Source organism: Phaeobacter sp. BS52, assembly GCF_045040595.1.
GTDB lineage: Bacteria > Pseudomonadota > Alphaproteobacteria > Rhodobacterales > Rhodobacteraceae > Phaeobacter > Phaeobacter piscinae.
Map to the genome: position 1 here is coordinate 2,202,369 of NZ_CP090662.1, position 23,447 is coordinate 2,225,815.

The window sequence follows — 23,447 nt, forward strand, 5'->3', positions numbered from 1 at the left end:
GCTAGCGCAATCAAGGCCAACCCATCCAGAGGACCCTAGCCGATGAAATTCTTCGTAGACACCGCTGAAATCGACGCCATTGCCGAGCTGAACGCATTGGGCATGGTGGACGGCGTGACCACCAACCCGTCGCTGATCAAGAAGTCCGGCCGCGACATCATCGAAGTCACCAAGGAGATCTGTGATCTGGTGGATGGTCCGGTGTCTGCCGAGGTGACCGCAACCGATGCTGACACGATGATTGCCGAAGGCCGCAAGCTGGTCGAGATCGCCGAAAACATCGCCGTCAAAGTGCCGCTGACCTGGGACGGTCTGAAGGCCTGCAAGACCCTGACCGACGATGGTCATATGGTGAATGTGACGCTGTGCTTCTCTGCCAATCAGGCGCTGCTGGCGGCCAAGGCCGAGCGCGACCTTCATCTCGCCCTTCATCGGTCGTCTGGACGATATCAACCTCGATGGTATGGACCTGATCGAAGACATCCGCACCGTCTATGACAACTACGGGTTCGGCACCGAGATCCTCGCCGCCTCCATCCGCAGCGCCAACCACGTGCTGGAAAGCGCGCGTATCGGTGCCGACGTGATCACCGCGCCGCCCGCCGTGATCAAGGGCATGATCAACCACCCGCTGACCGACAAGGGTCTGGATGCCTTCCTCGCCGACATCAAGGCCGCGAACATCAAGATCCTGTAAGCCTCAGTGCACCGGACAGGTTTCAGGAGGGGCGGCCCGGTGGGCGGCCACTTTTTCATTGGCGGATGCCCCTCCCCCGGTGCTCGAGCGGCGGTGCGCCGGTGGCAGGGAATTTTTTACCACGCTTGCGCGAAACCCGTGTTATAACTCCGGCAAAACCCATCAGAGGTCACAAAGAGCAGAACATGAGCACGACGGCAGAACTGGAAGACACTCTGCGCCAGGCGATCCTGGCCAAACCCGACGCCCTGTTGGAAGATCAAAGCGTGATGAACGCGCTGGTCAGCGCCAATGAGCGCGCAATGGGGTCCAATATCGTGGACCTGCGCGGCATCGCGATGGAGCGGATGGAGGCCCGGCTGGATCGGCTGGAGGATACCCATCGGTCCGTGATTGCAGCGGCTTATGAGAACCTTGCCGGGACCAACCAGATCCACCGGGCGGTGCTGCGGCTGCTGGATCCGATGGATTTTGAGAGCTATCTCGGCAACCTCGGTGGTGAATTGGCGGAAATCCTGCGGGTGGATTCGGTGACGCTGGTGCTGGAAACCGCCCATCCCGAACAGGACGCCGCCGTACAGCGCATGGATCAGGTGTTGAAGGTTGTCGAGCCGGGATTCGTGGAACAATACATCAATCCGCAGCGCAATGGCCCTGACCGTCAGGTCACCCTGCGTCAGATGCAGTCCGGCCACGCCCGCACCCATGGTGCCAAGGCGGATTTCATCCGGTCCGAGGCCTGTCTGAAACTGGAACTGGGCGAAGGCCGCCTGCCCGGCCTGCTGGTTCTGGGGTCCGAGGATCCGCATCAGTTCACCCCACAGCATGGCACCGATCTTCTGGCGTTTTTTGCAGGCGTTTTTGAACGGTCGATGCGCCACTGGCTGTCGTGACGCCCCCGTCCCCTCTGTTGATCTCCCCGGCCTGCCGCGATGCGCTGGAGCAGTGGCTGGCCGGGCTGGCCGCGCTTCGGGGGGCGGCTGAGAACACCGTCACCGCCTATCGCGGCGATGTGGTGGAGTTTCTCGCATTTATGACTCAGCATTTTGGCGGCCCGCAGGGGTTGGGGGCGCTGGCGGAGATTTCCACCGGTGATATGCGCGCCTGGATGGCAGCCACCCGCGCCACAGGCACCGGGGCGCGCTCATTGGCGCGCAAACTGTCGGCGGTCAAAAGCTTTTACACCTGGCTGGCTGAGCGGCAGGGGTTTGAGCCCACCGCCGTCTTGTCGGCGCGCAGTCCCAAGTTCCAGAAAAAACTCCCCCGCCCGCTGGCCGAGGATGCGGCGCGGGCGGTGATCGAAACGGTGGAGTTTCAGTCCACCACCGATTGGGTGGCGGCGCGTGATGTGGCGGTGGTGACGCTGCTTTATGGCTGTGGGCTGCGGATCTCCGAGGCCCTGGGCCTGACCGGCGCAGACGCGCCGCTGCCGGCAGTTCTGCGGATCACAGGTAAGGGCGACAAAGAACGGATCGTGCCGGTGTTGCCTGCCGCGCGTCAGGCGGTGGACCGGTATCTCCGGCTCTGCCCGCATCCGCAGGACCGCGCAGCACCATTGTTTCGCGGTGTCCGTGGCGGGGCACTGAATGCGCGGCTCATTCGCAGCGCCATGGCGCAGGCACGCGCCCAGCTGGGCCTGCCTGCCAGTGCCACGCCGCATGCGCTGCGGCACAGCTTTGCCACCCATCTGCTGGAAGCAGGCGGCGATCTGCGTGCCATTCAGGAGCTTTTAGGCCATGCCTCGCTGTCGACAACGCAGGCCTATACGGCGGTCGATACGGCGCATCTGATGGATGTCTACAACCGCGCCCACCCAAAAGCGTAAGGCCTGCGCAAAACACGCCATCAAAGGGCTGGATTTAACCTCGCAGTAAGGGGCCTGCGCCAGATTGCTGGCGTCAAATCCAGAAGGAGCCCCCGTGATGAGTATCGTCGCCCAAAGCCATTCCACCGACGCCGCGCCGCTTGGCGCGCCCTACAACCCCGCCAATCGCAGCGCCGCCAATGCCAGCACATCCGATATTGGCGATGTGGATTTCAGCCAGTTTTATGAGCAGCTTCTGGCGGATCTGGACAGCGATGGCGACCGTGAGATTTCTGATCACGAATGGGCAGCCTATCGCGCGGGCAAGGCCGCACGCGGTGAATTTGTCGCGGCACAAGGGCCATCTGATACCGGTGAGGCGCCGCAGATCGTGGACAGCCGCAGCCTGACCGAGACGCTGTTTCGCAAGGCGCTGATGGAAGATCCTGCCGACCCGTAAAACGGTGGCCCGATGTCGCTGTGGCAGGTGATCCACGGCTAAGCGTTTGCTTTCACGCTGGTGACATGACCACCCCCAAAGACCCGAATTTCCGCGCATGGGCGAGACGTTTTTCCATTGACCACTTGCGAGGGTGCGGGAAATTCGCCATCAGGGGCGTATGACACCTCAGTATCGTGCCCTCTCCGTTCATCTGCTGACCGCCACCGGCGCGGTTTTTGCAATCCTTGCCATGTTGGCTGCGGCTGATGCCAAGTGGAGCCTGATGTTTGTCTGGCTTGTCGTGGCTTTTGCCGTGGATGGGGTGGATGGGCCGCTGGCGCGGCATTATGAGGTGAAGCGCTACGCACCGGAGTTCGACGGTGTGCTGCTGGATCTGATCATTGATTACCTCACCTATGTGTTCATCCCGGCCTTTGCGCTGTTCAAATCCGGGTTGATGGCGGGGTGGACCGGTTGGGTGGCGCTGATTGTGATCACCTTTGCCAGTGCCTTGTATTTTGCCGACACGCGGATGAAGACGAAGGACAATTCCTTCTCCGGGTTTCCCGGATGCTGGAATATGCTGGTTCTGGTGATCTTTGCGCTGGAGCCGAGCCATTGGACCAGTCTGGCGCTGGTCACCCTGCTGGCGATTGCGATGTTCCTGCCGCTGAAGTTCATTCACCCGGTGCGCACCGAACGCTGGCGCAAGGTGTCGCTGCCGATGGCATTGGCCTGGACGTTCTTTGCTGGCTGGGCCGCCTGGGTCGATTTTCACCCGGCAAGCTGGGCGCATTGGGGGCTGGTGCTGACTTCGGTCTATCTGATTTTTGTCGGCATCGCGCAGCAGATCATCCCCGAGAGCAAGGGCTGAGCGGGCCGTCTCAGGCCGATCTCGCCAGACTGCGGGTCTCTCCGTGAGACCCGAAACCGGGCTGCGGGCCTGTCGCGTGATGGCGCGATATGCCGCCACCTAAAGTGACCGTTTCCAATGGCGCGCCTACTCAGGCGGGCAGGTTGAGACGGCGCTGTGGCAGCCTGCGAAGGATTAGCAGCTTCACCGGATGAGGACAGCCACCCGCACGGTCGGATCAGACATATCTCCTGCGGCGGACCCCTTGGTCCGCCTTCCCCCGGCAATATACCCCCTTCGCAAGATGCCGATCAGATCAACAATCCCGCCGCCCCTTCGTGACGCAAAAGAGCGACCTTGGTCTCAACCCCGCCCGCGCCGGAAAATCCCCCAAGACCTGAGGCGCCAAGCACCCGGTGGCAGGGGATGATCACCGGGATCGGATTGGCGCCGCAGGCATTGCCAACGGGTTGGGCCGCTGCGTCCAGATCCTTTGCGATGTCGCCATAGGTGCGGGTTTCGCCCAGCGGGATTGCCGACATGGCAGCGCAGACCGCGCGCTGAAAATCGCTGCCCGCGACTGCCAGCGGCAGATCGAACGCGGTCAGCTCATGGGCGAAATAGGCGCGCAGCTGGGCCAGAGCCTCAGCCGTCAGGGCCGAGCCTGCGACACCCGCGGGCGCGGCCTGCCACGTCAGGCGAACAATGGCGCCATCCTGCTCCCCCACGCACAGCGTGCCGACAGGTGTTTCAAGACTGGCCTCAGCCATCTGCTGGGTCGCGGTTTCAGGGGGCTGCACGGGTCCGGTAGTCCTTACGCTTGATGCTTGCACACCCTGGGCAGCGTCTGCGGGATCCTGCTCAGCGTCAAGGCGGAACCTCAATCCCGCCGCTGGACCTAACCTTTGGGATAGGAGGCTATGCCTTCGGCAGGGTCGGCTAACCTCAGGTGCCCATGCAATTGCACTAAATTTTAGTAAAACTGGGTCTCAAGTTATGAAGAAGGTCAGTCGCCATGCATATCACCACCCAAGGAAATATCAGCGTTTACCGCATGCTGAATGGCCACATGAGTGGGCAGGCGGCGACGAAACAGGCGCAGGCCCAGCAGACCGGAACGCTGCCGGGCGGGCTGGAAACTGCCGCCTCCCTGGCGAAGACGGCCAAGGCCGTGTCCCAGCAGGCCGCCATAACCGGACCAAGTGAGGGCGGAAGTCTGATTGCCGTCGGCACCCAGCATCTGCGCACCGTGGTGCAACAGACCCTGCAAGATCTGCAATCGGGTTGCCACGCCGGGCCACTTCCGACCAGCGAAGTGATCGCCCAGAACAACTATCGCGCGGCGCTGCGGGCGATGGGCTGATCCGGCCCGGATTGCCTGCCTTGCGCTGAGCAGAAAACCCCCGGCGTTCTTTGACACCATACCCCCGTCAAAGACGTCAAAAGAAGCGCGCCGCCCGCCCCATCGAGGGGTGGGCGGCGCGCAGATCCCGTTGGGGATCTGAGATCACCGCTGTCCGGGGCAGCACTGGCTGCCCACCTGGACGGATCGCTATTTTAGCTCAGCGCCGCATCGCAGCGCCCGCAGACACCTGCGTGGCTGTGCTGACCCACATCCGGCAGAATCTTCCAGCAGCGCTGACATTTGTCGCCATCGGCCTTCTCAAACACCACCGACACGCCGTCCACCTCGGGCATACGGAAGGCTTCTGCCGGAGCCGGATCGCCGCTGAGGGCGATATCGGAGGTGATGCAGACATCGGCAAAATTCACCGATTTCAGCGCCTCCAGCACCTCCGGATCGCGCACATGCACCACCGGCGCGGCCTCCAGCGAGGCACCGATCACCTTGTCCACGCGCTGCACCTCAAGGGCCGCGGTGACCACACGGCGGGCCTGACGGACCTTGGCCCATTTCGCGGCCAGCGGCTCATTCAGCCAATCCGCAGGGGTCGCGGGAATGTCCTGCAAATGCAGCGAGCTGTCCTCACCGGGGAAGCGTTCCAGCCAGACCTCTTCCATGGTGAAAACCAGGATCGGCGCCAGCCAGGTTGTCAGGCGGTGGAACAGGATATCCAGCACGGTGCGGGCCGCACGCGCGTTCAGCGTGTCACCATCGCAGTAAAGCGCATCCTTGCGGACATCGAAGTAGAAGGCCGACAGATCCACGGTGGCAAAGTTGAACACCGCCGAGAAGACGCCCTGAAAATCAAAGGCCTGATAGCCGGTGCGGACCTTGTGATCCAACTCCGCCAGACGGTGCAGGACCCATTGTTCCAGCTCCGGCATATCCGCAGGCGCGACCCGCTGATCTTCGGAGAAATCCGCCAGGCTGCCGAGCATATAGCGCATGGTATTGCGCAGGCGGCGGTAGCCATCGGCGACGCCTTTCAGGATCTCCGGCCCGATGCGCTGGTCGGCGGTGTAATCGGTCTGCGCCACCCAGAGACGCAGGATATCCGCGCCATACTGCTGGACGATTTTCTCGGGCACGATGGTGTTGCCGAGCGATTTGGACATCTTGTTGCCCTTCTCGTCCAGCGTGAAGCCATGGGTGACCACATTGCGATAGGGCGCGCGACCCTTGGTGCCACAGGCCTGCAACAGCGAGGAGTGGAACCAGCCGCGGTGCTGGTCGGTGCCTTCCATGTAGACGTCGGCGATGCCGTCCTCGGTGCCGTCTTCGCGGTCGCGCAGCACAAAGGCGTGGGTGGAGCCACTGTCGAACCACACGTCGAGCACGTCAAACACCTGATCATAGTCGTCGGGGGTCACGATGCCGTCGAGCATCTTTTCCTTGAAGCCATCCGTGTACCAGACATCAGCGCCATGTTCCTCGAATTCGGCCACGATGCGGGCGTTCAGCTCCTCATTGCGCAGGAGGAAATCGGGATCGGTCGGCAGCACGCCCTTCTTGGTGAAGCAGGTGAGCGGCACGCCCCAGGCGCGCTGGCGCGAAAGCACCCAGTCCGGGCGGCTTTCGATCATGGAATAGAGACGGTTCCGGCCGGTCTGCGGGGTCCACTGCACCAGCTGGTCGATGGAGTTCAGCGCGCGGGTGCGGATGGTGTCGCCCATCTCGCCCATGCCGTCGTCCAGTTCGCGGTCGACGGAGGCAAACCACTGCGGCGTGTTGCGGAACACGATTGGCGCCTTGGAGCGCCAGGAATGCGGGTAGCTATGGGTGACGCGGCCCCGGGCGATGATGCCATCGGCCTCAACCAGCTTGGCAATCACGGCGGTGTTGGCTTTGCCTTCCTTGCCCTTTTTGTCAAAGACTTGAAGTCCGGCAAAGAACGGCACATGCGGCAGGAATTCAGATTCCTCGCCCACATTGTGGGTCATGCGGTCAATCCAGTTGCGCGCCACGAAACATTCGTAGTCATCCGCACCATGGCTGGGCGCCGTGTGCACAAAACCGGTGCCCGCATCATCGGTGACGTGGTCGCCGTCGATCATTGGCACGTCGTAATCCCAGAAGCCGTTCGCGCCCTCGATGCCCTTGAACGGATGGTTCAGAGTCAGGCCATCAAGTTCGGAGGCCTCGACATCGCGGACCTTGGTGAATTCGGTGACGCGGGACTTCTCTAGCGCGTCTGCGGCCAGCGCATCGGCAAAGAGATACAGCTCACCCGGTTTGGTCCAGCTCTCTTCCTGCGTGGCGTCGACGCGGTAGAGGCCATAGGCGACCTTCGGGTTATAGGCGACAGCCTTGTTCGAGGGGATGGTCCAGGGGGTGGTGGTCCAGATGACAACGCGGGCTTTGGCCAGATCGCCGGTTGCACCAGCAAAGCCAAACGGCACCCAGATGGTGTGGGACTTGTGGTCGTGATATTCGATCTCGGCCTCGGCCAGGGCGGTTTTCTCTACCGGGGACCACATCACGGGCTTGGAGCCCTGATAGAGCGTGCCGTTCATCAGGAATTTCTGGAATTCCCCCGCGATCACCGCCTCGGCGTGGTAGTTCATGGTGAGGTACGGATCATCCCAATTGCCGGTGATGCCGAGACGCTTGAACTCCTCGCGCTGGATGCCGACCCATTCATCGGCAAAGGCGCGGCATTCCTGACGGAAGTCGACAACCGGCACTTCGTCCTTGTTCTTACCCTTCTTGCGGTACTGCTCTTCGATCTTCCATTCGATCGGCAGGCCGTGGCAATCCCAACCCGGCACATAGCGCGCATCAAAGCCCATCATCTGGTGCGAGCGCACGATCATGTCCTTGATCGTTTTGTTCAGCGCGTGGCCGATGTGCAGGTGACCGTTGGCGTAGGGAGGTCCATCGTGCAGGGTGAAGGGCTTGCGTTCCGCGTCCGTGCCCTTAGCGGCGGCGGCCTTTTCGCGGAGTTTGTCATAGACGCCAATCTGGGCCCAACGCTCCAGCCAGCCCGGCTCCCGCTTGGGCAGGCCCGCGCGCATCGGGAAATCGGTTTTGGGCAGATTGAGGGTGTCTTTGTACTCAGGCGTCTGAGGCGTGTCGGCACACATGTGCAGCGTCCTTTGGATGATCTGGTCGTGTTTTGGGATATTCGGTTCGGTGCGATGGCTCAAGCACCTTTGCCCGGCGGCTCACGTGGTCAGAGCGCCGGGGACATAATTCGAATAATGATGGCCGCAACATGGGACATGGAGGCCTTATAGGACTGTGCTATGCCAGCGTCCAGAGCGGATCAGCCCGCCTTAGTCTCGGCACGCTGGATGAGCCGACGCATCTGCGCAGCAGATATGGCCGAGACTGCATTAGCCTTGGCAACCAGATTTACCTTCAAGTTTTCAATCCACTCGTGCTCTGCGCTCAGGGCCTTACTGTTCTTAAGCTTTCTATAAAAAATAGCATCCAGAACCCGAAGGGCAGTGGCACGGTCCCTCTGTGAGAGTTTGAAAATGGCTTCAACTGCAGCCAAGCAGTCCATATGATGAAGGATGGGTGCCTCCCAGTAGCTTACCCCTTCACCTGTATTCTTTTCCAGCAAATCAAGAAATGTTTCTGGCTGGTCCTGAAGATAACCCAGTAATTCAGATGCTCTTTCTGGCAGCTTTCTCGCGAAGGCTTGATCCATGAGTTTACGAATGAGAAGACATAGGCCTTTTCCTCTAGGAGCAGGCTCGAAACCATACCCCCCGTATGAAATGGTTCCACTGGTCCAATCAAATCCATACTGTTCATGAACAGCCGCAAAGCTTGCAACCCGAGCAGGTAGTATGCCCCGTTTTGACAGTGCCCTCACGTAGCAATAGAACTTGCGAGCCGTTTTCCGTGGGCAAAAATCGCCGCGATACTTGCCCATGAAATTTAGAGCGCCGTAGATCTGAAGAATTTCACCGGGATTAGTCACCTCAAAACTCGCCAGACTGGCCTCTATACGGGCAATGACGCCCTCAAGCTCTGTGGTGTCTTGTTCTTCCCAGTTCCACAGGCGGATCCAGTCAGGTGTTTCTTTTGGAGCAGTGAAATGACCTGTCGCTTTGAGTGCAATATTGATTTGTGCGGTAGATGCGTAGCCATCGACAAGAAGGTTGACGCCGAGTTCCGCAGGAAGTGCCCCTCCCCTATAATTCAGGATATCAGCGTTCGGATGTTTCTGCCTCAACTTGCTCAATGGTGATCCATCGTCTTCCTTGCCAGAGTTCAAATATCGACCTGAATCTCCTCGTTGTCTCAGATCATTTTTGTCAATTGACCCTTCATGATAGGCCATATGAAGTGCCAGGAAGGTTTGTGTGAGGCGCTGCACGGAGGTGGTATGAGCAACCATTTCAGGTTCGATCCGATCAATGAGGTCGGCAGCATCCCGTATAGCACGCAGCAAAAGACGGAGGTTCCGATGGCTTGCCTCTTCGAAAATCGTTTTGATGATCGCCTGATGTGCTTGCAAGAACCGACGCCCCTGACCATCAGGGATATCGCCCCAGACCGCTGTCATAGCCGCATCAACATTTGGTTCGATTGTCACGATCTGACCAACCAATTTTTCGCGACTGTGCAAAAAATCGGGAGGTTCGGTATGTTTATCCGAATTCGCAATCAGAATGACGCGCTTACTCTCGTGCTCGACAAAGCGGTTGATCAGCCCCCAAAGCTGTTTCACGGGCAGGCCGCATCGCTCAACATCATCGAAAATGATTGTTTGCGGTAATTTCTGAAGAGCTATTTCTGTGAGGTTTACCTTCGAAGGGTCCGCAGCGAAGCCATACGCTCGAAACGACAAAAGGCCCTTACCTGCACGAACCCAGTTCGCCAGCTTACCGTTGACCCAAGGATTAAGCGCACGAACCAAGGCCCAGTCAAATTCATCAGAGCTGTGGACATTGTAAAGTGACACATAGAGACGTGTGGGATCTGTTTCGCATCCGGTTGCTGCTTTGATAAAGTGGGTTTTTCCGCATCCCCATGGCGCATCAATCAGCAGCGCATATCTAGGCGACTGGAGGTTCAGGTATTTTTCAACAACACGCCTAGCAATCTGATTTGGCAAATCCATGGTCCCGTTCTGTTTTGGGAATGATTTCATGGCTTGGGGCGAAGCTCAACCTACGGGATAAAAGCGTATCAACACGCCGCACAATTGGTCGCAGGGATTGCCCCGCACGGTGGGTGTACCGGCGGGGCGCTCTGGTGTAGCGACGGGTGGAAAGGTGGAGTTCACATGACCCAGACGTCCCTCGCGCGGTTTGACATTACGGCAGAGCAGATCGCCTATGTGGTGGATATATTCTATGCGCGGGTGCGCGGCGATGCGGTGTTGGGGCCGGTGTTTTCGGCACATGTGGAGGATTGGCCGGAGCATGAGGCGCTGATCACCCGGTTCTGGCGCAATGCCATCCTGCGGGAGAAATGTTACAGCGGCAATCCCATGCGGGTGCATGTCAGCAGACCGGATGTAAAGCCCGAGCATTTTGCGATCTGGCTGGGATTGTTTCACGAGGTCTTGCAGGCGGAACTGCCGGAACGAACCGCGCTGCAATGGGGCGCTCTGGCGGACCGGATCGGCGAAGGGTTCCGCACCGGGATCGTCGCAATGCGCCAGCCAAAAGACGCACCACCAAAGCTGTTCTGATCCGCGCAGGCACAAGTGCTCCCGCGCCCATAGATGCCCTGGCGGGGCCAGCGCATCCTTGTGGCCTTGGGCGTGGCTCATGCGAGGCATCAGCCTGGGGCGTGTGGCTAGGCGTCCTTGGTGAAGAGGCCAGTGAGGGCGCGCTGGATAACCTTGCGGGTCCGGGGTTTCTGCGCCTTGGAGAAGGTCATCGGACGGCAGACTTCCATGGCGGCGATGCCAACGCGGGCGGAGAGCGCACCATTCACCAGACCTTCGCCAAAACGGCGAGAGAGTTTGGACAGGATCGATCCGCCTAGCACCGGTTCCAGCAGGTCATCGCCAACAGCGACAGCGCCAGTGGTCACCAGATGGGCCAGCACCGCGCGGGTGAGCCGCCAGGAGCTGAAGAAGCCGGAGCGCCCGCCGTAGATATCGGCGATGCGGCGGATCATCCGCAGCGAGGTCACCAGCGCCGTCACCACATCGGCCAACGCCAAGGGCACCAGCGCGGTAACGGTTGCGACCTGTCGGGCGCCGCTCTCAACCACGCGCAGGGCGCGGGCATCCAGCGGCGCGAGCAGCTCCGCCTCGGCCAGATGCAGCAGCGCGTCGGCGTCCATGATGTCGCTCTTGCGCTCGTCCAGTCGGGCCAACCCCCATGTGAGATCCTTGCGCCCGCGGTAAAACCGTTCCAGTCCCGCAACATAGCTGCGGGCGGCCTTCAGATCCGCGGTGGCATCAGCGGTCTGCCCCCCGGCGGGGTCGGTCGGGTCCGCTGAAAGCAGCGGTTGCGCGTTGCGCAGGCTCTCGACCCGGCGCAGGCGGGAGAGGGCTGCGAGTTCACGCAGGCCCATCAGAAGGGCCAGAAGGACGGCCACGGCAAAGCCTGCGGTGATTGCCCAGCCCAGGAGCGGCATGCGGTCAATCAGGCCGGTGACAAACTCCCAGGCCGCGACCGAGATGACCGCGCCGATCAGCGCTGTCAGACAGGCCCAGAACCAGCGCGCCAGACGCGAGGGGCGACGGCTGGCCAGTACGGCGGCCTGCGCCAGCGCGGGCTGCGGCAGGTCGCTGCTGGCGCCGTCCAGATCCGGGACCGGCGGCGCGCTGGCCACATCCGGGGTTTCGTCTGCGGTGGCGCTGTCTGTGAGGTCGAAGAGGACGGCATCCTTGCGGCTCATGGCGTGTCCTTTTTCGGGCGATCCGGTTTGCCGGCTTGAGGGCTTTGTCACTGCGGCGGCGCGGGGTTTGGGTTCAGGCTTCGGCGAGGGTGCGGGCCAGATGTATTGAATATCCGGCAACCCTTCGTCGTTGCGCGCGCCATCGCTGCGGGTCTGTTCGACGAAACCTTCGCGCAGGTAGAACCGCTGCGCGCCTTCGTTGGCCTGAAACGTCCAGAGCTGGAGCGGCGACTGCACCGATTTGGCATAGTCCAGCAGCAAGCGGCCAAGCCCCTGCCCGCGCGCCGTGTCGCGCACATAAAGCGCGCAGATCTCCGCACCGTCGCGGGCCAAAAACCCCTCTACCCGTCCGTCTATCTGCGCGATGGTGACCCAGCCGCGATCAATCATGGTGCCGCAAAAGCTGATCGCCTCGGCCCCGGTGTGCTGCTTGGGCATCCAAGGGGTATCAACCTCGAAGCGGTGCAGGATCTCGGCGATCTTGCCGGCATCGGTGCTGCGCGCAACACGCAGGATGGGCGGGGATGAGGCTGTCATAGGCGATCTCCGATCAGGAATTCCGCCGCCCGGTCCAGGCGGATATGGGGCGGGCCATCGCCGGGGCGCAGGGTCAGTGGGGCCGGGGCAAAGGCCATGGCCTGATAATCCCCATCGAGCCAGCTTTCGGCGCCCTGACGGGCCGGGGTCAGCAGGTGTGAGGGGTCTTGCGGCAGGGCACCGGGATAAAACGCGGCCGGTTTGCCGCTGTCCAGAAGAGTGCCGCGCACACAAGGCAGATCGCTGCCGTTGTGGCTGCGCAGCTCCTCTGTTGTGGCGCGCAGCGCGGCGAGCGACAGGGCCGCGGTCTCCGCCCCGGCAAAGCGGGCGCGATCCCGCGCGTCGCGGGTCAGCGCCTCGATGATGGCAGTCAGCTGGGGGTGCTGCTGGTGATGCAGGTGATCAGCCTTGGTCGCCGCGAACAGGATTTTCTCCACCCGCTTGCCGCGCAGGATCTGGCGCAGAAAGCCGTTGCGGCCCGGACGGAAGGCCGCGAGGATATCGGTCATCGCGTGGCGCAGATCCTCCACCGCGCGGGGGCCGGAATGGATTGCGCTCAGGGCATCAACCAGCACCACCTGCCGGTCAATGCGGGCAAAGTGATCGCGAAAGAAGGGTTTGACGACCTTGGATTTATAGGCCTCAAAGCGGCGCTCCATCTCGCGGTGCAGGGACCGGCGGGGGGCGGTATCCGACAGCGGGATTGGCGCAAAGGTCAGCACCGGAGAGCCCGCCAGATCGCCGGGCAGCAGGAAGCGCCCCGGTGTGCAGTCGTAATAGCCTACGGCGCGGGCAGCCTGCAGATAGGCCGCAAAGGCCCCGGCCAATTCTTGCGCCAGCGGCTCATCATGCGGGGCGGTGGCGTCGGCCTTTTGTGCCAGATCCAGAAACGTCTGCGCCTGCGCGCGACCACGAATGCGGGTCAGCACCTCATCGCACCATTGGGCATAGGATTTGTCGAGAAGCGCCAGATCCAGCAGCCATTCGCCGGGGTAATCCACGATATCCAGATGCAGCGTGCGCGGCCCCTGCAAGCCCGACAGCAGCCCGTTGGGCTGGACCCTGAGGCTGAGCCGCAGCTCAGACACAGCCCGGGTGCTGTCGGGCCAATAGGGACGCGGACCTGTGAGGGCGCCAAGGTGGTTTTCATAGTCAAAACGGGGCACGGTGTCGTCCGGTTGGGGTTGCAGAAACGCCGTCTCGATCCGCCCCTCGCGCGCGGCGGACAGCTGCACCATACGGCCCCGGTTCATCAGATTGGCCACCAGCGAGGTGATGAACACCGTTTTGCCCGCGCGGGCCAGACCGGTGACGCCAAGGCGGATCGAGGGTTCAAACAGGCTCTCCGATAGGGAGGCGCCCGCCCCCTCGACGCTGCGCAAAACCCCGTCTGCCAGTGATGATAGTCCCAAAGGTTTGCCCCGCCTTGCGGCCCCTGCGTTGGACCGGATCCTTGTTCAATTTGACCAAGATAGGGGTTGGCGGGGCGTGATACCACCCCGGCGCAGTAGTGGCAGGGACTTGTGCCCCAGCCCCGGCCGCGTTACTTGCCCGCCATGCCGCGTTTTGCTCTGAAAGTCGAATATAACGGCGCGCCCTTCGCCGGGTGGCAGCGCCAGAAAGATCAGCCCTCCGTACAGGGGGCGATCGAGGATGCGCTTGCGCGGCTGGAACCCGGCCCGCATACGATTGCGGCGGCGGGGCGCACGGACACCGGCGTGCATGGTCTGGGTCAGGTTGCGCATTGTGACATGGTGAAGGAATGGGATCCGTTCCGCCTGTCCGAGGCGTTGAATTTCCACCTGAAACCCGCGCCCGTGGCGATTGTCGATTGCGCCCGTGTGGAGGGAGACTGGCACGCGCGATTTTCTGCGGTTGAGCGGCAGTATCTGTTTCGCATCCTGATCCGGCGCGCCCCGGCAACCCATGAGGCCGGACAGGTCTGGCAGCTCAATCATGATCTGGACGCCGACGCGATGCAGGAAGCGGCCAATCATCTGATTGGTCAGCATGATTTCACCACCTTTCGGTCGTCGATCTGTCAGGCGGCCAGCCCGCTGAAGACACTGGACGAATTGCGGGTTGAGCGGGTTCAGGGTTTTTCCGGGCCGGAAATCCATTTTCATGTGCGCGCGCGGTCCTTCCTGCACAATCAGGTGCGCAGCTTTGTCGGCACGCTGGAGCGGGTCGGCGCGGGAGCCTGGGCGCCCGAGGATGTGAAAACCGCGCTAGAAGCCGAGGATCGCGCCGCCTGCGGGCCGGTCTGCCCCGGTCACGGGCTCTATCTGGCGCGCGTCGGATACCCTGACGATCCCTTTGGGATTGCGCAATAATCCCCCCAAATTGAACGACGTTTGAACGCACCGGACGGGTCCGGACCAGACGCACGAATTTTTTCTTCGATTTCGGGGAACCATTCGCGGATGCGTGCGTTTTCTTTCCAGATTTGGGTCCAGAACAGGCAGGCGGCGACATGAACAAGGAAATGGATCTTCTGGGCAGCCTGCTGCGGTATTCCACGTTGCCACTGTCGCTGATCAACCCACAAGCGGAAGAGCTGGAACTGTCCTTCGTCAACCCAGCCTTTGAGAAGGCGACCGGGTATAAGGCTGAGGATGTGATCGACCGCCCCTGCCCGCTGTTTGACGGACCCGCGGTGATGCAAAGCACGCTCAGCGAGCTGAAAGTCGCTCGCGATGGCTTCGACAGCATCGCGCGCACCCTGTGGAACTATGATGCCCATGGGCGCCCCTTCGAATGCCTGACCTATATCGATCCGATCACCGTCACACCCGGTCAGGTCGTCTTGCTGGGCTGCCACTTCATGCTGTCACCAGAGCTGTCGTCCGCGCCGCCGCTGACCCCTGCGGACGCTGAGGATGTTGCGGATCAGATATCGGCCAATGGGTCTACCGGTTCTGGACCTACCGGTTCCGAGCCAGAGCCGGAGCGCGCGGCGGAACTGCATCATCTGGAGAACCAGAAGGACGAGCTACTGGATTATGCGCGCAAGGCGCTCCTGCGTTGTCTGGAAATGCGCCGCAATACGCTTTACAGCCGGATTGACCTTTATTTCAATCGCCATCGCGGCAATCTGCTGGGCGCCGATAGTGCCGATATTGACGCCGCTGCAATGATGCGGGATCCGCTGCTGGGGCCACGTGAAAATCAGGCCTGACGGCCTGATCTTGGGATACTACGCCTGTGGCATCTGTGGCACTGGGTCAGCCGCGACCGCGGTATGGGGGCACCCCTTGGTCTGGGATCCAGACCCCTTCGGGTAGCGGGCCGGTCTGCCAGAACACATCAATCGGGATACCACCACGCGGGTACCAGTAGCCGCCGATGCGCAACCACTGTGGTTCAAGAAAATCGGCCAGACGGCGCGCAATCGACACCGTGCAATCCTCGTGGAATGCGCCGTGGTTACGGAATGACCCCAGGAACAGCTTCAGCGATTTGCTCTCCACCAGCCATTTGCCCGGCACGTAGTCGATCACCAGATGGGCAAAATCGGGCTGGCCCGTCATCGGGCAGAGCGATGTGAATTCCGGCGCGGTGAAGCGTATGTTGTAAGCCACATCAGCTTGTGGATTGGGCACCCGCTCCAGCTCGGCGTCTTCGGGGCTTGCGGGCATCACCGTGGCCCCGCCCAGTTGTTTCAGGTCTTTGTAGATATCATCAGTCATTTTGTTGTCTCCTCACTCCACGCGTTCAGACGCCACGTTTGTTGCCCCAGACCAGCACATGCAACTGCGGCAGCACACGGGGGACAAACCAGCGGTCGGCGGTTACTTTTTCAATCAGCCAATGCAGCCGTTCGGTGGCGGCGGTCAGATCCACCGGGGTCTCGGGGTCGACCTCCGGGTTGCCAGGTTGCAGGTAGAGCGGCAGGTCAGGGTAGCGATGTGCCACCGCCTTGGCCCAATCGTAATCGCAGTCATCGAAGATCACGATTTTCAGCACGATCTGAGCGCAGCCCCTGGCAGCCAACAGACAGTGGTCGAATTTCTGCCAGTCCACGCGGTGACCGCTGGAGGGGGGTTTTGGGCTGAGCACAAGGGTATCGAGGGCCGCAAACCAAGGCTGGCTGATGGAGCCTTGTGTCTCGCAGGCGAAGCGATAGCCTGCCTCCTTGCCCAAAGCGATCAGCGGCGCGAAGTTCTGGATTGCCGGGTTGCCACCTGAGAGCGAGACCGTCAGTGGCTGGCCACCGCTGAGGCGGGACACCTCCTGCCAGACCTCATCCGTGGCCATCGGTGCCCAGGTGTCGCGGAAGCGGCTGTCCACCGCATGCAGGCTGTCGCACCAGCTGCAGCGATAGTCACAGCCGCCCGCGCGGACAAATACGGTGGGTTCACCGATCAGCGCCCCTTCGCCCTGAATGGTCGGGCCAAAGATCTCCGCGATACGCAGCGTGGTCGGCGCCGAACGGCTGGCCCCTTGCCTATGCGCAGGAGGGGATGTGTCCCCGGTCGCGCGCTCGGCGCGCGGTATCAGAACCTCGGTCATGGTCGGTATTCCGCCCAGGTCTTAGGCGTCTCTGATACCCGCACCGCGGCGGTTTCCGGCCAGCGGGCGGCACACCAGTCATAGAAATGGCGCGCCATGTTTTCTGCGGTGGAGGGGCCTTCCATCACATCATTCAGATGGCGGTGATCAAAGCTGCCGTCGATGTAGTTCTTCAGCGGTGCCAGCTCGTGATAATCCCGCACAAACCCATCGCTGTTCAGCTCAGCGCCCGCCAGTTCAATCACCACAATGTAGTTGTGCCCATGCAGCCGGGCACATTGGTGATCTGCTGGCAGATGCGTCAGCTGATGCGATGCGGAGAAGTGGAATTCCTTGGTGATCCGGAACATTATGCGCCCCCCTCTTTGATGGCGGTGCGCCAGAAATCCGGGTCAGCGTAGACTGTGGGATCCACGACCCCCGCCAGATCAAAGGCCTCACGGCGTTCAACGCAGGTGCCACAGCGCCCGCAATGATGTTCGCCGCCTTTGTAGCAGGACCATGTCTCGGCAAAGGGGGTGTTTACCGCCGCGCCGTCGGCAACGATGTCCCCTTTGGAGCGATGCACAAAAGGCGTCACCAGCGACACATCGGCATACCCATCCAGCGCCATGCGCTGCATCGCGTCGAAGGCATCGGTGAACGCCGGGCGACAGTCCGGGTAGATAAAGTGATCGCCGCCATGCACCGCCGTTGCCACGGCCGTATCGCCCTTGGCGGCGGCAATCCCGTAGGCAATGGTCAGCATGATGGCATTGCGGTTTGGCACAACCGTGACCTTCATGGTCTCTTCGGCGTAGTGCCCGTCCGGCACATCGATATCATCGGTCAATGCAGAACCGCTGAGCGCGGCGCCGATCGAACGCATGTCGATGATCTCATGCGGAACCCCAAGCCGTTGCCCACAGGCGGCGGCGTAATCGAGTTCCTTGCGATGACGCTGTCCATAGTCGAACGACACCAAACGCGAGAGCTGCCCTTGGGCAGCAAGAATATGGGCAAGGGACACGGAATCGAGCCCGCCCGAGCAGATGACAAGTGTTTTCAAGTTTTCAGTCCTTGTTTTGATATCCGGGTAGGCTGCGACCGGAAGGCGTGCGTATAGCGACTGCCGTTAACCACGGCAAGATATCCACAGAAAATTTCCGCCACGTCAGGATCTGCGGTGATCGACTTTGGCGTGACGTATTTTTTAATTTCATTTCAGACTATTAGCCAAAATACAAAAAGCGCCCTCCGAGTGGAGAGCGCCTGAGAGTGGTTTTTGGACGTCCGTTTTCCCAGCACTCCGCAAGGGGCCGGGGCAGACCGTTAACCGAGATTTTCCTGACTGTAGGCCTTTAGCTCAGCCCGCGCGACCTGCCTGCGGTGGACGGCGTCCGGACCATCGGCAAGGCGCAGGGTCCGCACATGGGTCCAGGCCTGGGCCAGCGGCGTGTCCTGGCTGATGCCCTGCCCGCCGTGCATCTGCACCGCCTCGTCGATCACCTTCAGCGCGACGCGGGGGGCGACCACCTTGATCTGGCTGATCCAGGGCGCGGCAGCGCGGGCGTCCCCCTGATCCATATACCACGCCGCCTTGAGGCAGAGGAGACGCGCCATTTCGATCTCCATCCGGCATTCGGCGATGATGTCGTAGTTGGCGCCCAGCTGGGCCAGCGGCTTGCCAAAGGCCTCGCGGCGCAGTGAGCGGCGGCAGAGCTGCTCCAGCGCGCTTTCGGCCTGACCAATGGCGCGCATACAGTGGTGAATGCGGCCCGGCCCAAGGCGGCCCTGCGCGATCTCGAACCCGCGCCCCTCTCCCAGCAGCATATGATCTGCCGGAATACGCACATTCGAAAAGCGGATATGCATATGCCCGTGGGGGGCGTCATCGTGGCCGTAGACCTCCATCGGGCGCAGCACCTCGATCCCCGGCGCATCCGCAGGCACCACGATCATTGACTGGCGCTTGTGTTTGGGCAGGTTGTCGCCGCCAGTACGCACCATGACGATATAGACCTTGCAGCGCGGATCCCCGGCACCGGAGGCCCACCATTTTTCGCCGTTCAGCACATAATCATCGCCATCACGCACGCAGGACATGGAGATATTGGTGGCGTCAGAGCTGGCGACATCCGGCTCAGTCATCAGATAGGCCGAGCGGATCTCTCCCTGCAGGAGCGGCGCCAGCCATTGCTGTTTCATCGCCTCGGTGCCGTAGCGTTCGAACACCTCCATATTGCCGGTATCCGGCGCGGAGCAGTTGAAGACCTCTGCCCCCAACGGCGTCTTACCCATTTCCTCAGCGAAATAGGCGTATTCCACGGTGGAGAGGCCAAAGCCCTTGTCGCTGTCGGTGAGCCAGAAATTCCACAGACCCTGCGCCTTCGCCTTGGCTTTCAGGCCTTCAAGGATTTCGGCCTGCCGGTCAGTGTATTGCCAGCGGTCGCCCTTGCCGATTTCGGCGTGATACGCGGCCTCCATCGGCATGATCTCGTCGCGGATCATCACCGCCACCCGGTCCAGAAGCGCGCGGTTTTCGCTCCGCATTCCCAAGTTCATGTCCATCCCGGCGCCTCATTTGATTGTTTCGTTTGACTGCAGCATGGCGCGCGGATTGCGGCGCTGTCCAGCCGCGTGACGGGACGTCACGGGAGGATCACCGCAGCGGGGCACGAGAAAACGGGCCCCGAAGGGCCCGTCTGCAAGTGGTTTATTCAGCCGCCTCTGCGTAGTCCTCCATCGGCGGACAGGTGCAGACCAGATGGCGGTCGCCGTAGGCGTTGTCGACACGGTTCACTGGCGGCCAGTATTTGTCGACCCGGAACGCGCCCGGAGGGAAGCAGCCCTGTTCGCGGGAATAGGGGCGATCCCAGTCTTTCACGAGGTCTTCCATCGTGTGAGGGGCGTTTTTCAGCGCGTTATTCTCCGCGTTCATTTCGCCTGCCTCTACCGCGCGGATTTCCTCGCGGATCGACAGCATGGCCTCGCAGAACCGGTCCAGTTCTGCCTTGGTCTCAGACTCGGTGGGTTCCACCATCAGAGTACCAGCAACGGGCCAGGACATGGTTGGTGCGTGAAAACCGCTGTCGATCAGGCGTTTGGCCACATCATCCACGGTGACATTGGCGCTGGCCTCAAACGGGCGGGTGTCCAGAATGCACTCATGCGCGACGCGGCCCGTGGGCCCCTTATAGAGCACGTCATATGCCCCTTCGAGCCGCTTGGCGATGTAGTTGGCATTGAGGATCGCCACCTTCGTCGCCTGGGTCAGACCCGCACCGCCCATCATCAGGCAATAGGCCCAGCTGATGGTTAAGATGGAGGCAGAGCCGAAGGGCGCGGCCGAAACCGGGCCTTCCTCCCCGCCGGTCTCCGGGTGGCCGGGCAGATGTGGCTGCAAATGGGCCTTCACCCCAATCGGGCCCATGCCGGGGCCGCCGCCACCATGCGGGATAGCAAAGGTCTTATGCAGGTTCAGGTGGCTCACATCGCCGCCCAGATCACCGGGACGCGACAGACCCACCATCGCGTTCATATTGGCGCCATCGATGTAGACCTGACCGCCGTGATCATGGGTGATCTGGCAGACCTCATGCACGGTTTCCTCAAACACGCCATGGGTCGAGGGGTAGGTGATCATGCAGCCTGCAAGGTTTTCGGCGTGTTTCTCCGCCTTTTCACGAAAATCATCGAGGTCGATATCGCCGTTTTCGGCGGATTTCACCACCACAACTTTCCACCCCACCATCTGGGCAGAGGCCGGGTTGGTACCATGGGCGGACATCGGGATCAGACAGATGTTGCGATGGCCCTGCCCGTTGGCGCGGTGATAGGCCGCGATGGACAGAAGGCCCGCATATTCGCCCTGCGCGCCAGAGTTCGGCTGCATGGAAATCGCGTCATAGCCGGTGATCTGGCACAGTTTCTCTGACAGGTCGCTGACCATCTCGGCGTAGCCCTGCATCTGATCCTCAGGCGCAAAGGGGTGGATATTGGCAAATTCCGGCCAGCTGAGCGGCATCATTTCTGCCGCGGCGTTGAGCTTCATCGTGCAGGAGCCTAGCGGGATCATCGCACGGTCCAGCGCCAGATCGCGATCCGCGAGGCGACGCATGTAGCGCATCATCTCTGTCTCGGCCCGGTTCATGTGGAAAATCGGATGCGTCAGGTAATCGGATGTGCGGTGCATGTTCTCCGGCACGCGGTACTCAGGCGTGAAATCATCGTCGCCGCGGCGGATGCCAAAGGCGCGCCAGACCGCTTCGATGGTCTCAGAGCGGGTCACCTCATCCAGGGTGATGCCAACGCGGGTTTCGCCAACCCGGCGCAGGTTCAGCCCCTCGTCCACGGCGGATTTCAGCACCGCCTCCTGCAAGGGGCCAACATCCACGGTGATCGTGTCGAAGAAGGATCTGGGATCCACCTTGAAGCCCGCGTCCTCCAGCCCCTTGGCCAGACGGACAGTTTTGCGGTGGATGCGTTGTGCGATGGCTTTCAGACCCTTGGGGCCATGGAAGACCGCATACATAGAGGCCATTACCGCCAGCAAGGCCTGCGCGGTACAGACGTTGGAGGTCGCCTTCTCCCGGCGGATGTGCTGTTCGCGGGTTTGCAGCGACAGGCGATAGGCGCGGTTGCCATGGGCATCGACCGACACGCCGACGATGCGGCCCGGGATCGCGCGTTTATAGGCATCCTTGGTGGCCATATAGGCCGCATGCGGACCACCGGCGCCAACCGGCACGCCAAAGCGCTGGGTCGAGCCGACAGCGATGTCGGCGCCCATCGCGCCCGGCTCCTTCAGCAGGGTCAGCGACAGCGGATCTGCCGCGACAACGCCGATGGCCTTATGCGCGTGCAGCTGGGCGATGTGATCGGTAAAATCGCGCACATGGCCGTAGGTGCCGGGATATTGGAACAGCGCGCCAAAGACCGCCGAGGCGTCCAGCTTATCCGGGTTGCCGACAATCACCTCGATGCCCAGCGGCGCGGCGCGGGTCTGGATCACGGCGATGTTCTGCGGGTGGCAGTCGCGGTCGACAAAAAACGCCTTTGCCTTTGATTTGGAGACCCGCTGCGCCACCGTCATCGCCTCGGCGCAGGCTGTCGCCTCATCCAGAAGCGAAGCATTGGCGATTTCCAGACCGGTGAGGTCTGAAATCATGGTCTGGAAGTTCAGCAGCGCCTCAAGACGGCCCTGCGAGATTTCGGGCTGATAGGGCGTGTAGGCCGTGTACCAGGCCGGGTTTTCCAGAATGTTGCGCTGGATGGCGGGCGGGGTCACGGTGCCGTGGTAGCCCTGACCAATAAGCGAGGTCTTCAGAACGTTCTTACCCGCGACCTCACGCATGTGATGCAGCAGCTCACGTTCGGATAGGGGGCGGCCAAACTCCAGCGCGGCGGCCTGACGGATGGTGGCGGGCACGGTGTCGTCGATCAGCGCGTCCAGGCTCTTGACGCCGACCACGGCAAGCATGTCATCCATTTCCTCGGGTGACGGGCCGATGTGGCGGCGGTTGGCAAAGTCGTACGGCAGATAATCCGTGGGTTCAAAAGACATATGTCGCCCTCTTCAGCAACAGGAGGTTAAGGCAGCAGGAGGCTGCGGGCAGGCCCGATCTTGCGGCTGGTTGCCGCGATCTATGCGGGAACAGCGATCAAAAAACCCCGCCGCGCAAGAGGCGCAGGCGGGGTGGAAGGATCAACCGATGAAGTCCTTGTACCCGGCTTCATCCATGTAATCGTCCATCGGCGACAGATCGGAGGGTTTGATCTTGAAGAACCAGGCATCGCCCTGCGGATCCTCGTTGATCTTGCCAGGGTTGTCGGCCAGCGCCTCATTCACCTCGACGATCTCACCGTCCAGCGGCGCCAGAATATCGGAGGCGGCCTTGACGGATTCGATCACCACGATCTCATCATCCTTGGACACTTCGGTACCGACCTCGGGCAGCTCCACAAACACGACATCACCCAGCTGCTCGGCTGCGTGGCTGGTGATGCCCACTGTGATCAGATCGTCGCCTTCCGGCAGCAGCCATTCGTGTTCTTCGGTAAATTTCATCGGTCTCTTCCTTTGGAGGTGGCGCTGGCGTCAGCGTCTGCGGCGGCCCGCCCGGTTGGACGGTCGCGGTTTGGTGGTGGTGATCTGCGGCATCATGGGGGTGATATCGGCGGCCTCTGCCCCGTCCCGACCGAACAGGTCGCCGCAGGGCAGGTCGACGCAAGGCTGGCCAGCGCCGGGGATCCCGCGCACATCAGCGCGGGAGATGTCTGGTTGTCCCGAAGTCTCAGCAGCCATGCCGATCCATCCCATGCGTTTCAGGGCCGGTCCGATCCGTTGTGGTGGCATGGTCCCGGCATCAAATCGTACGCGCAGGCCATGCCTGCACGATG

The 23,447-nt window shown here is 61.6% G+C and carries 21 protein-coding genes and 2 pseudogenes; 9 read left to right on the forward strand and 14 right to left on the reverse strand.

Annotated elements, in window-relative coordinates:
* The first annotated feature begins 42 nt into the window (after positions 1-42).
* From fsa to L0Z65_RS10725, 5 genes and pseudogenes are all read left to right on the forward strand, one after another.
* A pseudogene (gene fsa / locus L0Z65_RS10705) lies at positions 43-697 on the forward strand (fructose-6-phosphate aldolase).
* A gap of 185 nt (positions 698-882) precedes the next feature.
* Positions 883-1,590, forward strand: a complete 708-nt coding sequence (locus L0Z65_RS10710) for a DUF484 family protein (RefSeq protein WP_405107450.1) — start codon at positions 883-885, stop codon at positions 1,588-1,590.
* Complete coding sequence (locus L0Z65_RS10715; RefSeq protein WP_405107453.1) at positions 1,587-2,522, forward strand: tyrosine recombinase XerC; 936 nt, start codon at positions 1,587-1,589, stop codon at positions 2,520-2,522. The genes L0Z65_RS10710 and L0Z65_RS10715 overlap by 4 nt, the downstream gene beginning before the upstream one ends.
* 97 nt (positions 2,523-2,619) lie before the next feature.
* Complete coding sequence (locus L0Z65_RS10720; protein WP_102897578.1) at positions 2,620-2,961, forward strand: hypothetical protein; 342 nt, start codon at positions 2,620-2,622, stop codon at positions 2,959-2,961.
* Between the two features lie 160 nt (positions 2,962-3,121).
* The gene (locus tag L0Z65_RS10725; RefSeq protein ID WP_096870656.1) at positions 3,122-3,817 is read left to right on the forward strand and encodes a phosphatidylcholine/phosphatidylserine synthase; all 696 of its coding nucleotides are present in this window, start codon (positions 3,122-3,124) and stop codon (positions 3,815-3,817) included.
* 290 nt (positions 3,818-4,107) lie between these two features.
* Here L0Z65_RS10725 and L0Z65_RS10730 read toward each other — a convergent pair whose 3' ends face one another.
* Complete coding sequence (locus tag L0Z65_RS10730) at positions 4,108-4,566, reverse strand: methylated-DNA--[protein]-cysteine S-methyltransferase (protein ID WP_405112527.1); 459 nt, start codon at positions 4,564-4,566, stop codon at positions 4,108-4,110.
* Between the two features lie 245 nt (positions 4,567-4,811).
* Between L0Z65_RS10730 and L0Z65_RS10735 the strand changes: the two genes are divergently transcribed.
* Positions 4,812-5,159 (forward strand): hypothetical protein, encoded by a 348-nt coding sequence (locus L0Z65_RS10735; RefSeq protein WP_102897580.1) that lies wholly within the window; start codon positions 4,812-4,814, stop codon positions 5,157-5,159.
* Between the two features lie 194 nt (positions 5,160-5,353).
* Here L0Z65_RS10735 and ileS read toward each other — a convergent pair whose 3' ends face one another.
* Both ileS and L0Z65_RS10745 read right to left on the reverse strand, forming a co-directional pair.
* Positions 5,354-8,284 (reverse strand): isoleucine--tRNA ligase, encoded by a 2,931-nt coding sequence (gene ileS / locus L0Z65_RS10740; RefSeq protein WP_405107457.1) that lies wholly within the window; start codon positions 8,282-8,284, stop codon positions 5,354-5,356.
* 182 nt (positions 8,285-8,466) lie between these two features.
* Complete coding sequence (locus L0Z65_RS10745) at positions 8,467-10,278, reverse strand: P-loop NTPase fold protein (protein WP_405107460.1); 1,812 nt, start codon at positions 10,276-10,278, stop codon at positions 8,467-8,469.
* Positions 10,279-10,443: 165 nt separating this feature from the next.
* On the opposite strand from L0Z65_RS10745, the gene L0Z65_RS10750 reads away from it, so the two are divergent.
* Positions 10,444-10,854, forward strand: a complete 411-nt coding sequence (locus L0Z65_RS10750) for a group III truncated hemoglobin (protein ID WP_405107463.1) — start codon at positions 10,444-10,446, stop codon at positions 10,852-10,854.
* Between the two features lie 107 nt (positions 10,855-10,961).
* Here L0Z65_RS10750 and L0Z65_RS10755 read toward each other — a convergent pair whose 3' ends face one another.
* From L0Z65_RS10755 to L0Z65_RS10765, 3 genes and pseudogenes are all read right to left on the reverse strand, one after another.
* Positions 10,962-12,017, reverse strand: a complete 1,056-nt coding sequence (locus tag L0Z65_RS10755) for a YcjF family protein (protein WP_405112529.1) — start codon at positions 12,015-12,017, stop codon at positions 10,962-10,964.
* A 162-nt stretch (positions 12,018-12,179) separates the two neighbouring features.
* Positions 12,180-12,554 (reverse strand): annotated as a pseudogene (locus tag L0Z65_RS10760) (GNAT family N-acetyltransferase); the annotation flags it as partial.
* Entirely contained in the window at positions 12,551-13,966 is a 1,416-nt protein-coding gene (locus L0Z65_RS10765; RefSeq protein ID WP_405107466.1) for a YcjX family protein, read from the reverse strand. The gene L0Z65_RS10765 and the pseudogene L0Z65_RS10760, both read right to left, overlap by 4 nt.
* A 144-nt stretch (positions 13,967-14,110) precedes the next feature.
* Here L0Z65_RS10765 and truA point away from each other — a divergent pair, with 144 nt between their 5' ends.
* Positions 14,111-14,887 (forward strand): tRNA pseudouridine(38-40) synthase TruA, encoded by a 777-nt coding sequence (gene truA, locus L0Z65_RS10770; RefSeq protein WP_405107469.1) that lies wholly within the window; start codon positions 14,111-14,113, stop codon positions 14,885-14,887.
* 140 nt (positions 14,888-15,027) lie between these two features.
* Positions 15,028-15,732 carry a hypothetical protein gene (locus L0Z65_RS10775; RefSeq protein ID WP_405107472.1) on the forward strand — a complete coding sequence of 235 codons (705 nt, stop codon included), beginning with the start codon at positions 15,028-15,030 and terminating at the stop codon, positions 15,730-15,732.
* 46 nt (positions 15,733-15,778) lie between these two features.
* Here L0Z65_RS10775 and queF read toward each other — a convergent pair whose 3' ends face one another.
* The 8 genes from queF to L0Z65_RS10815 form a co-directional block, all read right to left on the reverse strand.
* Positions 15,779-16,243 (reverse strand): preQ(1) synthase, encoded by a 465-nt coding sequence (gene queF / locus L0Z65_RS10780; RefSeq protein ID WP_040180360.1) that lies wholly within the window; start codon positions 16,241-16,243, stop codon positions 15,779-15,781.
* Positions 16,244-16,268: 25 nt separating this feature from the next.
* Positions 16,269-17,066, reverse strand: a complete 798-nt coding sequence (gene queE / locus L0Z65_RS10785) for a 7-carboxy-7-deazaguanine synthase QueE (RefSeq protein WP_405107475.1) — start codon at positions 17,064-17,066, stop codon at positions 16,269-16,271.
* On the reverse strand, positions 17,063-17,416 hold the full coding sequence (gene queD / locus L0Z65_RS10790; RefSeq protein ID WP_102897590.1) for a 6-carboxytetrahydropterin synthase QueD: 354 nt from the start codon (positions 17,414-17,416) through the stop codon (positions 17,063-17,065). Before queD ends, queE begins: the two co-directional genes overlap by 4 nt.
* Complete coding sequence (queC, locus tag L0Z65_RS10795) at positions 17,416-18,114, reverse strand: 7-cyano-7-deazaguanine synthase QueC (protein WP_405107479.1); 699 nt, start codon at positions 18,112-18,114, stop codon at positions 17,416-17,418. The genes queD and queC overlap by 1 nt, the downstream gene beginning before the upstream one ends.
* A gap of 263 nt (positions 18,115-18,377) precedes the next feature.
* A complete protein-coding gene (locus L0Z65_RS10800; protein ID WP_405107482.1) occupies positions 18,378-19,616 on the reverse strand; it encodes an acyl-CoA dehydrogenase family protein in 1,239 nt (412 codons plus the stop codon).
* 145 nt (positions 19,617-19,761) lie between these two features.
* Positions 19,762-22,611 carry an aminomethyl-transferring glycine dehydrogenase gene (gene gcvP / locus L0Z65_RS10805; RefSeq protein WP_405107485.1) on the reverse strand — a complete coding sequence of 950 codons (2,850 nt, stop codon included), beginning with the start codon at positions 22,609-22,611 and terminating at the stop codon, positions 19,762-19,764.
* A 141-nt stretch (positions 22,612-22,752) separates the two neighbouring features.
* Positions 22,753-23,115, reverse strand: coding sequence for a glycine cleavage system protein GcvH (gcvH, locus tag L0Z65_RS10810; RefSeq protein ID WP_024098303.1), 363 nt, complete (start codon positions 23,113-23,115; stop codon positions 22,753-22,755).
* A 30-nt stretch (positions 23,116-23,145) separates the two neighbouring features.
* On the reverse strand, positions 23,146-23,352 hold the full coding sequence (locus L0Z65_RS10815; RefSeq protein WP_405107489.1) for a hypothetical protein: 207 nt from the start codon (positions 23,350-23,352) through the stop codon (positions 23,146-23,148).
* Positions 23,353-23,447 lie beyond the last annotated feature (95 nt).

Coding starts and splice junctions, on each gene's coding strand:
- L0Z65_RS10800 (WP_405107482.1), bottom strand. CDS start 19,616: ATGGACATGAACTTGGGAATGCGGAGCGAAAACCGCGCGCTTCTGGAC.
- L0Z65_RS10815 (WP_405107489.1), bottom strand. CDS start 23,352: ATGGCTGCTGAGACTTCGGGACAACCAGACATCTCCCGCGCTGATGTG.
- L0Z65_RS10730 (WP_405112527.1), bottom strand. CDS start 4,566: ATGGCTGAGGCCAGTCTTGAAACACCTGTCGGCACGCTGTGCGTGGGG.
- queE (WP_405107475.1), bottom strand. CDS start 17,066: ATGACCGAGGTTCTGATACCGCGCGCCGAGCGCGCGACCGGGGACACA.
- L0Z65_RS10775 (WP_405107472.1), top strand. CDS start 15,028: ATGAACAAGGAAATGGATCTTCTGGGCAGCCTGCTGCGGTATTCCACG.
- L0Z65_RS10735 (WP_102897580.1), top strand. CDS start 4,812: ATGCATATCACCACCCAAGGAAATATCAGCGTTTACCGCATGCTGAAT.
- ileS (WP_405107457.1), bottom strand. CDS start 8,284: ATGTGTGCCGACACGCCTCAGACGCCTGAGTACAAAGACACCCTCAAT.
- L0Z65_RS10710 (WP_405107450.1), top strand. CDS start 883: ATGAGCACGACGGCAGAACTGGAAGACACTCTGCGCCAGGCGATCCTG.
- gcvH (WP_024098303.1), bottom strand. CDS start 23,115: ATGAAATTTACCGAAGAACACGAATGGCTGCTGCCGGAAGGCGACGAT.
- L0Z65_RS10750 (WP_405107463.1), top strand. CDS start 10,444: ATGACCCAGACGTCCCTCGCGCGGTTTGACATTACGGCAGAGCAGATC.
- L0Z65_RS10755 (WP_405112529.1), bottom strand. CDS start 12,017: ATGAGCCGCAAGGATGCCGTCCTCTTCGACCTCACAGACAGCGCCACC.
- queF (WP_040180360.1), bottom strand. CDS start 16,243: ATGACTGATGATATCTACAAAGACCTGAAACAACTGGGCGGGGCCACG.
- L0Z65_RS10720 (WP_102897578.1), top strand. CDS start 2,620: ATGAGTATCGTCGCCCAAAGCCATTCCACCGACGCCGCGCCGCTTGGC.
- L0Z65_RS10725 (WP_096870656.1), top strand. CDS start 3,122: ATGACACCTCAGTATCGTGCCCTCTCCGTTCATCTGCTGACCGCCACC.
- truA (WP_405107469.1), top strand. CDS start 14,111: ATGCCGCGTTTTGCTCTGAAAGTCGAATATAACGGCGCGCCCTTCGCC.
- gcvP (WP_405107485.1), bottom strand. CDS start 22,611: ATGTCTTTTGAACCCACGGATTATCTGCCGTACGACTTTGCCAACCGC.
- queD (WP_102897590.1), bottom strand. CDS start 17,416: ATGTTCCGGATCACCAAGGAATTCCACTTCTCCGCATCGCATCAGCTG.
- L0Z65_RS10745 (WP_405107460.1), bottom strand. CDS start 10,278: ATGGATTTGCCAAATCAGATTGCTAGGCGTGTTGTTGAAAAATACCTG.